This window comes from Pandoraea cepalis (genome assembly GCF_902459625.1).
Lineage (GTDB): Bacteria > Pseudomonadota > Gammaproteobacteria > Burkholderiales > Burkholderiaceae > Pandoraea > Pandoraea cepalis.
Genome location: NZ_CABPRY010000001.1, coordinates 333,573 through 346,977 on the forward strand (window position 1 = coordinate 333,573; position 13,405 = coordinate 346,977).

Consider the following 13,405-nt stretch of genomic DNA (forward strand, 5'->3'; position numbering starts at 1 on the left):
CTTATGCAATGGGAAGTCGTTATTGGTCTGGAGACGCACACACAGCTCTCCACCGCTTCCAAGATTTTCTCGGGCGCATCGACGCAGTTCGGCGCGGCCCCCAACACGCAGGCCTGTCCCGTGGATCTGGCGCTGCCGGGCGTGTTGCCGGTGCTCAATCGCGGGGCTGTCGAGCGCGCGATCGAATTCGGCCTGGCCATTGGGGCGACGATTGCGCCGCGCAGCATCTTCGCGCGCAAGAATTACTTCTACCCCGACCTGCCGAAGGGCTATCAGATCAGTCAGTATGAAATCCCGGTGGTGCAGGGCGGCTCGTTGAAGATTCAGGTCGAGGCGGATGCCCGCACCGGTCGCGAGGCCTATGAAAAAGTCGTGACGCTCACGCGTGCGCACCTTGAGGAAGACGCGGGCAAGTCGCTGCACGAAGACTTCGCCGGCATGACCGGCATCGACCTGAACCGCGCCGGCACGCCGCTGCTCGAAATTGTGACCGAGCCCGACATGCGCAGCGCGGCCGAGGCCGTGGCGTACGCGAAGGCGTTGCACGGACTCGTGGTGTGGCTCGGCATTTGCGACGGCAACATGCAGGAAGGCTCTTTCCGCTGCGACGCCAACGTCTCTGTGCGTCCTGTCGGTCAGAAGGCGTTCGGCACGCGTGCTGAAATCAAGAACCTGAACTCGTTCCGCTTCCTCGAAGAGGCGATTCAGTACGAAGTGCGCCGTCAGATCGAATTGATCGAAGACGGCGGCACGGTGGTGCAGGAAACGCGTCTGTACGATCCGGACAAGAAGGAAACGCGTTCGATGCGCAGCAAGGAAGACGCGCATGACTATCGCTACTTCCCGGATCCGGATCTGCTGCCGCTCGTGATCGATAACGAATGGATCGAGCGCGTGCGCGCCGGGTTGCCCGAGCTGCCCGCCGGCATGCAGGCGCGCTTCGTCGAGTCGTACGGCTTGTCCGACTACGACGCCGCTGTGCTCACCCAATCGAAAGCGCAAGCGTCATACTTCGAAGCCGTGGTCGCGAAGACGGGCAAGGCGAGTGCCAAGCCGGCCGCGAACTGGATCATGGGCGAGCTGTCGTCCCTGCTGAACCGCGAAGACATCGGCATCGACCAAAGCCCGGTCTCGAGCGCGCAGCTCGCGGGTCTGCTCGCTCGCATCGCCGACAACACGATCTCCAACAAGATCGCCAAGGAAGTCTTCCAGTTGATGTGGGAGGAGCGCGCCACCGATGAGGGCGCGGCGGATCGCCTCATCGAAGCGAAGGGGCTGAAGCAGATCACCGACACGGGCGCGATCGAGAAGATCATCGACGAGGTGCTGGCCGCCAACGCCAAGTCCGTCGAAGAGTTCCGCGCGGGCAAGGAGAAGGCGTTCAACGCCTTGGTCGGTCAGGCGATGAAGGCCACCAAGGGCAAGGCCAATCCGGCGCAGGTCAACGCGTTGCTCAAGCAGAAGCTCGGGGCCTGACGCGGGAGAACCCGCCGCCAACGCGGCGGCGAGAATCCCTCGGGCAAAAAGCGCGGTGGCCCGTTCGGCGCCGCGCTTTTGTTTTTGCGCGATACTAGCCCGCAGGCCTGTCACGAGGAGTTGGCGATGTTCGAGAAATACCGCGTACCGCTCGGCAAGAAGCTCGACCTGTCGGATTACGATCCGGCCGATACGCCATTCAACGGCGAGAGCAAGGGCGACGACAAGGCGCGCATGGCCGAGCTGGCGCTCAAGCTCGACGAGTTGCAGACGCTTCTGCACGCCAACTGCCGGCAACGTGTCCTGCTCGTGTTGCAGGGCATGGACACCAGCGGCAAGGACAGCACCATTCGCGCGGTGTTCCAGAACGTCGATCCGCTCGGCATTCGCGTGGCGAATTTCAAGTCGCCCACGCCCACGGAACTGGCGCGCGACTTTCTGTGGCGTGTCCATAGCGTCGTGCCCGGGGCGGGCGAGTTGGTCATCTTCAATCGCAGCCATTACGAAGACGTGCTCATCACGCGCGTGCACGACTGGATCGACGCCGACGAGTGCAAGCGACGCTACACGCACATCAACAACTTCGAGCGTCTGCTGGCCGACAACCACACGCGCATCGTCAAGTGCTTCCTGTATATCTCGTCCGACGAGCAGCGCAAACGCTTGCAGGAGCGCATCGACGATCCGAACAAGCACTGGAAGTTCGAACTGAACGATCTCAAGGAGCGCAGCTTCTGGCCGCATTACACCAAGGCTTACGAGGCGGCGCTATCCGCCACGTCGACGGAACACGCGCCTTGGTACGTCGTGCCGTCCGACGCTAAACGTCACCGCAACCTGATGGTGGCTGAGTTGCTGGTGCAGGCGCTAACCGATCTGAATCTGTCCTACCCGCCCGCACGACCGGAACTCGCGGGCATGAAGGTGGAATGACTGCGGTGCGCTGACGCGTCCGGCGTCGTGTTTTCGGCGGCGGGCGGCGCAAATCCGCGGTGCGTCCGGTCTTCCACGCCGCGTGGCGTTACCGTCCCGATCTGCGTACGCACGCATGCCACGCGCCTTGTGAAACCGCTGAATGATGACGTCGGCGCGCGACGTTGGGAATACTCTTGTTGCGGTTGGGCCGATTCTGACGGCCACGACAACCCCTGGTGCGACACTCGTTCGCGTCGATCCTTGCCCCTCCTTGCTCTGAACTTCCTCCAGGACGCTTGTTCGCCGTTTGGCGAGAGACAGCGTCTTATCGAAATTGGCACGCAGATGGGTGCTTTCCTGCCCCCCGGGATTGTCAATTTGCGAAAAATTCGGATAACACGCGATAACGCGGTGCCGAGTGTTCAGGCATAAATCGCCCCTGTCGCAGCGCACGGATGTCACCGCAAAGGCGCGCGGCTTTTCCAATCGATTTGCTCAGGAAGAGGGGTATGGACATGCAAGTGAACGAGGGCGCACTCGTGCAAATGAAAAATAAGATGAAGGGTCGATGGATCAAGCGCGGCCAGCGCGGTGTGACGCTGGTCGAATTGTCCGTCGCCGTCGCGGTCATGGGGCTGATCATGGCTGGGGCGATGGTGGGTGTGCCCAGGCTGATGAACTCCGTGCGCGTGAACCAGGAGATCAAGGACTGGCAGATGGCCGTGGTGTCGATTCAAAACGCCGTGCTTTCCGGGCAACTGACGGCCAAGACGAGCCCGCAAGATATGGACAAGATGGGTCTGTTCGGCTCGATTACCCCGTCTCCGGCAGGCACGGTCGGCGAATATCTGAACCGCTTCGGCGGAACGTTGAAAATGGCACCTATCACGACCAAGATCAACGATGGGCCGAATTTCGGGGTTCAGGTGACGTCGGAGGATGTGCCCAGCGATCAATGTCAGAAGTTCATGACGACGCTGCACTCGAACTTCACGACAGTCACCGTGAACGGTACGAATCTCAAGAATTTGAGAAAGCCCTTCGAGATGGGCAACCTGGCGGTGGCGTGCCAATCCTCGAATATGTCGGGGGACGACGCGGGCCAGAAGAACGACCTGACCAAGGCGAAGCTCGAGTTCACCATCAGCGGCTCCTGATCTCATGATCGAACCCCGTCCGGTATTTCGGCATTGAATTCGACGTGAGGAAAACATGCACATCAAAAGCGTGCTGACCGCTGCCGTCGCGACAACCGTCTGGTCGAGTACGGTTGTCGCTGTCGAGAGGTCTCAAGAAGCGCCTCGATCGCCCGATCTGCAGATCGCGTTCGCCAGTCACAAACCGTTGATGTCCGGCAGGGCGGCGGCAGTATCGCCGCCACCGCCGCTCGCGAGCGCGCTGGACACGGCACCGTCGAACGATGCGCCGCCGGAGGGGGGCTCGACGTCCGCATTGCCCACATTGCCCCTGTCGTCCGTATCGCCGTCGCCGGCCATCGCCGCGTCGGAACCGCTTGCGCAGGTCGAAGTGCGCGAGCTTCTCGAACTGCTCATGTCGCCGGGCGACGGCCGCGTCTCTGTGGCGCTTCAGCGTTACCTGGAGGCGCACGGCTGGCAACTCGCCTGGGAGATCGATCGCGACTTCCCCATCGAGTATCCCGCCACCTTCACGGGCGACTTCCTGGGCATCGTCGAGCAGGTCGTGGTTTCGTTGCAGAACACCGATGCCCCCATTCGCGTGAAAGTCTACGAGGCCAACCGCGTGCTGCGCGTCGTTCACGCCACTCAATAACAAGCGTTGCGCTCCCCCCGGCGCAGCCTTCATCACGGAAGCGGTAATCCATGAGTAAGCGACTTGGCGTGTTGTGCGCCACTACGTTCCTGACGGCGTGCGGCACGCCCGGCATGCTCTCCAAGACCGACGCCAACGTTTCGCAGGTGCTGACGAACGCGCAATCGGCGTTCGACACGCATGCGGCGGTCCCGATTCGCGCCATCGAGCACGTTGAGGGGGCGTGGCTGGCCAAGCGTTCCGTCCCGATCAACGCCTCGATAGCGTTGCCGGACTTCTTCAAGCGCAACGTGCGCTTCGCGACCGGCGCGCCATTGCCGATGTCGGTCGTGCTGGCCCAGGTGGCACGCGGCAACGGCTTGACCATTCGCCTGGCCTCGGACGTGTCGTGCGCCGCGGGTGGCGGGAGTGGCGCAGGTAGCGGGGGGGGCGGCCCGCGTGCCGCGAACCGTGGCAGCAACGGCGGCAGCCCGGCCAACCTCTTCCAGCTCAATTGCGCCGACACGGGCGAGCCGACGGTGCCGCTGCAATACACCGGCACGCTGTCGGGACTGCTGGACACCATTGCGTTTCGAACCGGCACGCACTGGACCTACCGTGACGGCGTGGTTCATTTCGCACGGTATGTCACGCGGACTTTCCAGATCAAGATGATGCCCGGCAGTTCGTCGTATCGGGCGTCGGTGGGCAAGGCGTCGCAAATGCAGGCCAGTCGCGGTGCCTCGGGCGGTGGCGGGGCGGGCGGCTCGGCGGGCGGCGTCGATCTGAGCTTCAATGCCGACGCGAAGGTCAGCGTGGAGTCCGAACTCGATTACTGGACGGATCTCGTCAAGACGGTGAGCGACATGCTCTCCGAGGGCGGACGTGTCACGCCTTCCGTTGTGACGAGTTCGCTGGTCGTGAGCGACTCGGCCGACGTCATCGAACGCGTGGCGAGCTATATCGACGCGGAGAACGCGGTGCTCGGCCGTCAGGTCAAGTTGCGCGTGCAGGTGTATTCGGTCTCGCTCGAGGAGAATTCGGCCACGGGCGTCGACTGGGATCTGGTGTATCAGGCGGCGAGCGGCATCACGCTGGGCCTGGCGGGCCCCGCAGCCGGCGGCTCGCTCATGTCGCGCAAGGGTGGGATGCAGCTCAGAACGATCGATACCGGCCGATTCAAGGGGTCCAACGCCTTCATCCGCGCGCTCAGCCAGCAGGGGCGCGTGAGTACGGTGATCGACACCACGGTCGTCACGCTGAACAATCAGCCGGCGCCGGTCGCCGTCACTCAAAATCAGGGCTTCGTCGCGCAAACGAAGATGACACCCGGCAATTACGGCGGACAAGCCGTCGTGACCGCCGAACAGTCGGTGCTGACCACGGGCTTCGTGATGAATCTGCTGCCCACGCTCATGGATAACCGAAGCGTGATGTTGCAGGTTCAGATCGACATGTCCGACCTCAGGAAGCTCGACAAGATCAACCTGCGCACGGGCAAGGAAACGCCGAGCGGCAGCAACGTGGGCGCCGGAGAGGGCTCAGGCACGGACGTGAGCGCGAAAATCGGAACCGATGGGGTGCAGGTGGGCATTGGCGGCCAGGGCGAGGGCGGTCGCGGGAGCGGCGACGACGGTCTCGGCGTGGGCACCTTTATGCAGTTGCCGATCACGGCGTCGATCCAGACCATGCAGCGGGCATCGCTCAAGTCGGGCGATACGCTGGTGCTCAGCGGCTTCCGCCGCAAGGACGATTCGACCGATCGCGACGGCATCTTCAATTACGAAGGCGGCACGAAGGAGGCGCGTCAGCAGGTCAAGGAAGTCGTCATCCTGATTTCGCCGGAACTGACCGAGGGCGTGTGACATGACGCGCATATTGTCCAACCATCTCGTCGTCGGTGGGCAGTGGGAGACGTTGATCGGCTTGCAAAAGGAAGCCACGGAGATCCGTGGGCTTGCCAGAAGCCGGGATGCATCGCACTTCGCCGTGGCCGACGACGGCGCCGGTACGCGCACCGTGGGCCTGTTTTCAACGGACCCGGTCATCAAGGGGCAAGGCACGCCGGAGCGATACGCGCTGGGCGCCGTGCTCGGTGCGATGGTCGATGCGCCGAATGTCGCGTTTCTGCATCCCGACCCCGACAACGCCGCGGCAACGCTCCTCATCACGCTGCGCGAGCACCGTCCGGAACTGGATCTGGTGGTGCCAGCGTCCGACGTGCGCGCGCGGCTGGAACAATGGGCCGCAGAGATCGACGGCGAGATCACGATTGCCGGTGTGGCGCCCCTGAGTTTCGGCGTTGCCGACGTGGCGCTCACGCTCGAGGACATCGCGAAGCAGGTCGATCAGGAACCGTCGCGCGAGGCGTGTCTGCAGGCGGTGCGCAAGCCCCTGCCGGCACGGCAACTGAAAATCGCGGCCATCGCACTCGTCACGCTCTGTCTCGTCGGTGGCGCCGGGGCGTGGGGGTGGTCCTGGTATGACGACATGCAGCAGGCGAAGCGCGCGGCGGCCAATCGGGTCGATCCGGTCGATGTCTACAAGCAGGCGCTTGCGCGCGCCATCGACGCAGAGCCGTTCGCGGCCGGGGCGTCGTATGCGCGTCGACTGCAATACACGATTCAGGCCCTGCCGGCGAACGCGGGCGGATGGCGTCCCGCCGCCATTTCGTGCAACACGCAGGACTGTGAGATTCAGTGGCAGCGCCAGGAGGGCGGCACATTCGATCTGCTCCTCTCGCAACGTCCGAACGCGCAGATCGTCGATCTCGACCACGCGACGGAGTCCATGACGCCCGTCGAGGCCGTCCCGCCGGTGTCGAAGTCCGCCGTCGCCGCGACGGCCAAGGCTGTCGCGCAAACGCCTGCCGACGACGAAGACGATCCTGACGACGGCGATACGCGTGTGACGCCTGTGCCGCGCACGCAATTCCTGCGCACGGCGGGTGCCCGTCTGCAATCGCTCGGCGACTACGGCATGGACATCTCGCTCTCGATGCCTCAGCCGCTCGTCAACGTGCCGCCGGAGGTCGCGAGACGCAGCGATGTGCCGCCGCCGATCGCCAAGGGCGAGTGGAAGATGGCCGGGCACCTGGCGTTCGTCGATTCCGTGGCCGGTCTGATGATGCGCGCCGGCAACATGTCGTTGCACGAGTTGACGATCGTGATCGACGACACCAAACCCGTCTTCTCCGCTCAAGGAACCTACTATGTCCACTAAGCTTCGCTTGACCGCTGGGGTCGCGACGGCCGCGATGCTGTCGTTGCCGATGTCGATCGTGCCCGCGCGTGCCGCCGAGACCATCGACACCTTTGCGCGCGCCCACCTCAAGTCGTCGCAGGAAGCCGCGGACGCCCAGGGCGAGGCAAAAGGGGCTGAGCGTCCGCCCACGAGCGGTGGGGCGCCCGACGTGCCGCCAGAGCTGCTCTTCATTCACGGCGTCGACGAGACCACGGTGGCCTATTTGCGCGTCGATGGCCGCTTCGGCTACAACGTGAGCAACGGCGACCGGTTTGGCGACTGGCGGGTGGTGAAGATCGGCAGCGACTTCGTCGACGTGGCGCGAGGCGGCAAGCCGCGTCGCCTGCTGTTGCCCAATGCGATGGGCCCGGCACCCACGAACAACGCCAGACAGGGCTCACCGGGGCGACGCGATGGCAACGATTTCTGACCGTTTCCAAGCCGCGTTCTCGCGCGTCAACGCGCGTGGCGGCGCTGTCGCACGACCGATTGCCGACCTTCGCCTGGAAGACATCCAAACGCAGGGCTGGCGTCAGGATCTCGGCATCACCCTGGCGGGCGCCGAAAACGGGTCGTTGGTGCTCGTGGCCATCAAGCCGCGCCTGTTCCTGGTGTTGCTCGAGCACACGACGTTCGTTCGCATGCAGGGCTCGGATCTGCTCTCGCGTTTCGAGCAGGCGGTGCGGGCGACGCACCGGCTCGATCTCGAAGGTGTCTATGTCGGCACGACCGAAGAGATCCTGCTCATGCAGTCGCGTCTGCAACAGAACGGCGATGACGGCGCACGCACCGAGGAGCAGCGCACCGGCGCCTACCGGAATTTCGATCTGATCATCGAGCGCGCCATTGACGCTCGGGCGTCCGACATCCATTTCGAGTTTCGCGAGGGCCGGCATGTGCGCGTGCGCATGCGCATTCACGGCAAGTTGCGCGCCACCAGCGAGGTCGATCGCCTGTCGCGCGACTACCATGCGATGCTCGACGCGGTCTCGGCGGCCTACAACTCGCGCGCCGACCCCAGCAGCCGCAGCCACAATCACTTCGACGAGGACCAGCATCAGAGTTGCTCGATTCCCTTGAACCTGCGCAATCGCAAGTATCAGCTGCGCCTGCAGAGCATCAAGGAGAATCGCGGCGTCGATGTCGTGCTGCGCCTGCTCGTCAACGAGGCCGTCGACGACGATGTCATGTCGCTCGCCGAACTCGGCTATTCGGACGACCAGGTCGAAGTGCTGGAGAACGCGGTGTATCGCAGCCCGGGGCTGACAATCATCGCGGGCGAGACGGGCTCGGGAAAGTCGACGACCTTGCGCACCATGATGATGTACGAGCGCGACGCCGGTAAGAAATTCTTCTCCATCGAAGATCCGGTCGAGTACATCCAGCCGCATGTGACGCAGATCCCGATTCAGCGGCGTGCCGAAGACGGTCACGGCGAATCGGCCTTCGGCGCGGCAGCGAAAGTGCTGCTGCGCGGCGATCCGGACAAGCTCATGCCCGGCGAGATCCGCGACGTGGAGACCGGCTCGTTCGCGAAATCGATGACCGAGACGGGGCACCAGGTGCTCTCGACCGTGCACGCGTCGAGCGCCTTCGGCATTATTCCGCGCCTGATCAGCGACGAGATCGGCATGCCCGTCTCCGCCGTGACCTCCCCCAATTTTCTTACCGCGATGGTGTACCAGAAGCTGATTCCGGTGCTGTGCGATCACTGCAAGTTGCCGGCTATCGGCAAGCTCGACGAGATGACGTTGAGCGTGATCGGTGGCCTCGGCATCGACACGGCGCGTGTCTGTGTGGCGGGGCCGGGGTGTGGGCATTGCAAGGGCCGGGGCACGGCCGGGCAGACGGTCGTGGCGGAGGTGTGCGAGTTGACCGAGGAATTGCTCGACCTGTTGCGGCAGTCGAAATTCTGGGAAGCGCAGCGGCACTGGCGCGCGTACCACGACGGCGATCTCACGAGCCCCGTCATGTGCGGCAAGTCGGCGATGGAGCATGCGATCTACAAGATGGCGCAGGGCCGCATCGATCCGCAGGACATCGAGGCGGCGTTCTACAAGCTCAAGAAGTTCCAGTTATGGAAGGGCGGCTCCACGTCGCCGCAGCCGCCGCGCCGACTCGCGAGTGTGTGAGCCGTTGTCACGAAACTGGTTTGAAACGCCCTTCAAATGCCTATGCTCGAAGCCGTCAAACATCTGCTAGCCAAGCTATCGCCCGCGCGCGATCCGTATCCGGGACTGAGCCGGGCGAAACGTCATTTTCGCAAGATGCGCGCGAAGTTCTACAGCGACTTCGCCGACGCTATCGAGGACGGTGCCAATCCGTTCGAACTGTTCTCCCGCCGGTATGCGCGCGCCAAGGAGCGGCGCAATCCGATGGCGCCGCTCTATGCCATCTGGCGCGACCGCGCCAGCTCGAAGAACCTGCGCAAGTCGTGGCAGGGCACGATTCCCGACGAAGACCTGATCGTGATTTCCGCCGGCGAAAAGGGGGATCTCGCCGGCACGCTGCGCTTTCTGGCGCGTGTGGTCACCTTGCAGCAGCAAACCCGCGCGGCGATCGCCGGGGCCGTGGTGCTGCCGATCTTCATGTCGGTGCTGCTCGCCGCGATCCAGTTGGGCGTGGCCTACGGCATGATGCCGATCATGACCGAGATCATGCCGCCGGAGCGGTTTCCGCTCGTGGGCAAGGGGCTGTATGTGTTGTCGGGCTTCGTGGCGAATTGGTGGCCGTTGCTCTATGGCGTGCCGCTTGCGGTCGTGGTGGCGATCTCGCTGTCGCTGAGTCGATGGGCGGGCCCGCTGCGTCGACGCGCCGACCGTTTCGGCCCGTACGCCGTGTATCGCGATGTGCGGGCGGGCGAGTTCCTTGTGGCGCTCGCTGCGCTGACGGGGGCGAAGACGTCGGTGTTCGACGCCGTCTCGCTGTTGCTCGTGGGCGCGTCGCCCTGGATGCGCTCGCACCTGCTGCGCATGCGCGCGTCGCTCAAGAGCGAGCGAAGTCTGGTCAAGGCGATGGACACCGGCATCTTCAACGAGGAGGTCTTCGATCGTCTGGTCGAATACGCGGGACGCACCAACTTCGATGCCGGCATTCGCAAGATCGGCCTGATGACCATCGAGGAAGTCGCGGAGCGCGTCAAGGCGCGTTCCGCTGCGCTACGCTCGGTGCTGATGGCGTTGGTCGGTCTGACGATCATCTTCACCGTGGGCGGCATGTTGCAGATCGGGCACGCGGCGGGTGAGTACGCGGAGTCGATGTTCTGATGATGGTGTTGCTCATCGATAACGTTGGGAATGACTTTCGGGCACTGCCGCGCGAAGCGGTGGTGGTGGCGATGGCGATGCTGGGGCTGCTCGTCGGGAGCTTTCTGAACGTCGTCGCCTCCCGTCTGCCGCGCATGCTGGAGCGACAATGGGCGCAGGAGGCCGCGACGTGGGCGGGCGAGTTGCCGCCGGTCACGCCCACGTTCAACCTCGCGTGGCCGCCGTCGCGCTGCCCGCATTGCGAGACTCGCATCGCAGCGCGTCACAATGTCCCGGTGCTCAGCTACGTCTTCCTGCGCGGCCGGTGCGCGCATTGCCGCGACCGCATTTCCCCGCGCTACCCGCTCGTTGAACTGGCCGTGGGTGTCATGTTCGCGACGCTCGCCTGGACGTTCGCGCCGTCGACGCAGTACGTCGCGATGCTGGCATGGTGCGGTTTCGGCGCGACGTTGCTCGCGCTTTCGCTGATCGACATCGACACGCGACTGTTGCCCGATGCGCTCACGTTGCCGCTGCTGTGGGCCGGCTTGCTGGGCAGCGTCGCGGGCCTGACATTACCCGTCGACGACGCCGTGCTCGGCGCTGCGTTGGGGTATGGCGTCATGGCGGTGATGGGGGGCGCGTATCGGGCGCTGACCGGCGTCGACGGACTCGGCGGCGGCGACGCCAAGCTCGTCGCCGCGTGCGGCGCGTGGCTGGGCTGGATCGGCACGCCGCTGATGCTCGCGTTCGGCGCGGTGGCGGCCACGCTCGCTTTCGCCGGCCTCGGCGCATGGCGCGGCCGCGCGTTGCGCGAGCCGCTGCCGTTCGGTCCTTGGCTATGCTTGGGTGCGGTGGCGAGCCGCCTGTGGGGCGAGCCTTTCCTGGATCTGTGGCTGCGCCCGGGCGGCTAACGTCGCTGGTGCTTGCGGCGCGGTGTCGACGGATGCCGATCCAACGCGCTGCGTCAATCGACCCCCGCCCGACAACATCAGGTCCGCGGCCTTTTCGCCGATCATCATCGACGGGGCGTTGGTGTTGCCGCCGATGAGCGTGGGCATGATCGACGCATCGACCACGCGCAAACCTTCCACGCCGCGAACCCTCAGTTCCGGATCGACGACCGACGCCGCGTCGCTGCCCATCCGGCACGTGCCGACCGGGTGGTAGATGGTGTCGGCGCGCGCACGGATCAGCGCGGTGAGCGCTTCGTCCGACTCGATGCCCCGGCTGTGCAGCTCCTCACCACCGAACTGCGCGAGCGACGGCGCTGCGAGAATCCGGCGAATCACGCGCACCCCGCGCAGCAACGTGTCGACGTCCTCCTGCGCTTGCAGAAAGGCCGGGTCGATCCGCGGCGCGTCGCGCATGTCGGCGCTGGCAAGCGTCACGCGCCCGCGGCTTTTCGGATGCAATACGCAGGCATGCAACGATAGGCCTCGGCGCAGATGCAGACGACGATTGTGGTCGTCGCAGATGCCCACGAGGAAATGCATCTGCAAATCGGGGCGTGCCAGCGACGGATCGCTCCTGAGGAAGCCGCCGGCTTCGGCCACGTTGCTGGCGAACAGGCCGCGCCGCTCGCGAAGATAGTCCAGCCCTTGCGTGAGCAGATGCCACAATCCCGCGGGCGTGTAGCCGACCAGATCGCGATGCGCCACGTATTTGTTGATGATGAAGTCGATGTGATCCTGCAGGTTCGCTCCGACACCCGGGGCATCGACGTGCACCTCCACGCCATGCGAGTGCAAGTGTTCGGCGGGACCGATCCCGGAGCACATCAGCAACTGCGGCGAATTGAACGCTCCGGCGCTCAGCACGACTTCAGCGCGTGCGCGCAACGTCTCCAGCGCGCCGCGCCGTTGTACTTTGACGCCGGTCGCGCGCTTGCCATCGAAGACAACGCGCTGCACCAGCGCGTCGGTGATGACATGCAGATTCGCGCGTGATTTTCCTTGCAGATAGGCGCGCGCGGCGTTCCAGCGCTGCCCGTCTTTTTGCGTCACCTGATAGATGCCCGCGCCTTCGTAGTGCGGACCATTGAAGTCGTCGCTCACGGGAAACCCGGCTTCGCGCGCCGCGTCGACATAGTGTTGCGAGAACGGATTGACCGTGCGCAGATCGGCAACGTTGAGCGGGCCGCCGGTACCGTGCCAGGCGTCTGCACCGCGTTCGTTGTTCTCGTTGCGACGGAAGTACGGCAGCACGTCGTCCCATCCCCAGCCGGTGCAGCCGGCCTGCGCCCATGCGTTGTAATCGTCCGGGTGACCGCGCGTGTAGATCATCGCGTTGATCGAACTCGAGCCGCCCAGGCCACGTCCGCGTGGCTGATAGCCCTGACGTCCGGCCAGCCCCGCCTGTGGCGTCGTGCGATAGCCATAGTTGCGCCGCGATCGGAACGGCACCAATGCGGCGAGACCGAGCGGCAACCGTACGAGAAAGCTGTTGTCGGGCGGACCCGCTTCGATCAGCGCGATCGTGCTGCCCGGCGCACCGTCGGCCAATCGCGCCGCCAAGGCACAACCGGCGGAGCCGCCGCCGACAATGATGTAGTCGTAGTCCATGCTGTCATCCTCCCTTGGATGGGCACTGCATCTACTGCTTTTTTTGACGTCTTGTACGCTGCATTTTGCTTGTCGTTCTGTGCGCGATTGTCTCGTGTCTGGCTGTGCGCGGTGCCGCTTCATGGGCGACGCCTCGAAGCGGCACTCATTGTAAGCAGACAATCCCTGCGCCCGGGGGGGATGTGAAGCAAT

At 64.5% G+C, this 13,405-nt stretch carries 11 protein-coding genes; 10 read left to right on the forward strand and 1 reads right to left on the reverse strand.

What is annotated here, in order from left to right; genetic code table 11:
- The first annotated feature begins 3 nt into the window (after positions 1–3).
- The 10 genes from gatB to PCE31107_RS01475 all read left to right on the forward strand — a co-directional run bounded on the left by gatB (position 4) and on the right by PCE31107_RS01475 (position 11,563).
- Positions 4–1,476, forward strand: coding sequence for an Asp-tRNA(Asn)/Glu-tRNA(Gln) amidotransferase subunit GatB (gene gatB, locus PCE31107_RS01430; RefSeq protein ID WP_150606842.1), 1,473 nt, complete (start codon positions 4–6; stop codon positions 1,474–1,476).
- 126 nt (positions 1,477–1,602) lie between these two features.
- Positions 1,603–2,409 (forward strand): polyphosphate kinase 2 family protein, encoded by an 807-nt coding sequence (locus tag PCE31107_RS01435; protein WP_150606040.1) that lies wholly within the window; start codon positions 1,603–1,605, stop codon positions 2,407–2,409.
- 491 nt (positions 2,410–2,900) lie between these two features.
- A complete protein-coding gene (locus PCE31107_RS01440; RefSeq protein ID WP_174966516.1) occupies positions 2,901–3,548 on the forward strand; it encodes a type 4 pilus major pilin in 648 nt (215 codons plus the stop codon).
- 55 nt (positions 3,549–3,603) lie between these two features.
- A complete protein-coding gene (locus PCE31107_RS01445) occupies positions 3,604–4,182 on the forward strand; it encodes a toxin co-regulated pilus biosynthesis Q family protein (RefSeq protein ID WP_150606044.1) in 579 nt (192 codons plus the stop codon).
- A gap of 50 nt (positions 4,183–4,232) precedes the next feature.
- The gene (locus tag PCE31107_RS01450) at positions 4,233–6,026 is read left to right on the forward strand and encodes a secretin N-terminal domain-containing protein (RefSeq protein WP_150606046.1); all 1,794 of its coding nucleotides are present in this window, start codon (positions 4,233–4,235) and stop codon (positions 6,024–6,026) included.
- A 1-nt stretch (position 6,027) separates the two neighbouring features.
- On the forward strand, positions 6,028–7,383 hold the full coding sequence (gene pilO2 / locus PCE31107_RS01455) for a type 4b pilus protein PilO2 (RefSeq protein ID WP_150606048.1): 1,356 nt from the start codon (positions 6,028–6,030) through the stop codon (positions 7,381–7,383).
- A complete protein-coding gene (locus PCE31107_RS01460) occupies positions 7,373–7,834 on the forward strand; it encodes a hypothetical protein (RefSeq protein WP_130024542.1) in 462 nt (153 codons plus the stop codon). Before pilO2 ends, PCE31107_RS01460 begins: the two co-directional genes overlap by 11 nt.
- Positions 7,818–9,536, forward strand: a complete 1,719-nt coding sequence (locus tag PCE31107_RS01465; protein ID WP_174966517.1) for a GspE/PulE family protein — start codon at positions 7,818–7,820, stop codon at positions 9,534–9,536. Before PCE31107_RS01460 ends, PCE31107_RS01465 begins: the two co-directional genes overlap by 17 nt.
- Positions 9,537–9,572: 36 nt before the next feature.
- Entirely contained in the window at positions 9,573–10,670 is a 1,098-nt protein-coding gene (locus tag PCE31107_RS01470) for a type II secretion system F family protein (RefSeq protein ID WP_130024544.1), read from the forward strand.
- Entirely contained in the window at positions 10,670–11,563 is an 894-nt protein-coding gene (locus PCE31107_RS01475) for a prepilin peptidase (protein WP_246181680.1), read from the forward strand. The genes PCE31107_RS01470 and PCE31107_RS01475 overlap by 1 nt, the downstream gene beginning before the upstream one ends.
- On the opposite strand, the gene PCE31107_RS01480 is transcribed toward PCE31107_RS01475, so the two are convergent.
- Positions 11,489–13,213 carry a GMC family oxidoreductase gene (locus PCE31107_RS01480; RefSeq protein WP_150606052.1) on the reverse strand — a complete coding sequence of 575 codons (1,725 nt, stop codon included), beginning with the start codon at positions 13,211–13,213 and terminating at the stop codon, positions 11,489–11,491. The two genes, PCE31107_RS01475 and PCE31107_RS01480, sit on opposite strands and share 75 nt — an antisense overlap.
- Positions 13,214–13,405: the final 192 nt, after the last annotated feature.

Excerpts from the sequence above, each read along its gene's own strand:
- gatB (WP_150606842.1), top strand. The coding sequence starts at position 4 with ATGCAATGGGAAGTCGTTATTGGTCTGGAGACGCACACACAGCTCTCC.
- PCE31107_RS01435 (WP_150606040.1), top strand. The coding sequence starts at position 1,603 with ATGTTCGAGAAATACCGCGTACCGCTCGGCAAGAAGCTCGACCTGTCG.
- PCE31107_RS01440 (WP_174966516.1), top strand. The coding sequence starts at position 2,901 with ATGGACATGCAAGTGAACGAGGGCGCACTCGTGCAAATGAAAAATAAG.
- PCE31107_RS01445 (WP_150606044.1), top strand. The coding sequence starts at position 3,604 with ATGCACATCAAAAGCGTGCTGACCGCTGCCGTCGCGACAACCGTCTGG.
- PCE31107_RS01450 (WP_150606046.1), top strand. The coding sequence starts at position 4,233 with ATGAGTAAGCGACTTGGCGTGTTGTGCGCCACTACGTTCCTGACGGCG.
- pilO2 (WP_150606048.1), top strand. The coding sequence starts at position 6,028 with ATGACGCGCATATTGTCCAACCATCTCGTCGTCGGTGGGCAGTGGGAG.
- PCE31107_RS01460 (WP_130024542.1), top strand. The coding sequence starts at position 7,373 with ATGTCCACTAAGCTTCGCTTGACCGCTGGGGTCGCGACGGCCGCGATG.
- PCE31107_RS01465 (WP_174966517.1), top strand. The coding sequence starts at position 7,818 with ATGGCAACGATTTCTGACCGTTTCCAAGCCGCGTTCTCGCGCGTCAAC.
- PCE31107_RS01470 (WP_130024544.1), top strand. The coding sequence starts at position 9,573 with ATGCCTATGCTCGAAGCCGTCAAACATCTGCTAGCCAAGCTATCGCCC.
- PCE31107_RS01475 (WP_246181680.1), top strand. The coding sequence starts at position 10,670 with ATGATGGTGTTGCTCATCGATAACGTTGGGAATGACTTTCGGGCACTG.
- PCE31107_RS01480 (WP_150606052.1), bottom strand. The coding sequence starts at position 13,213 with ATGGACTACGACTACATCATTGTCGGCGGCGGCTCCGCCGGTTGTGCC.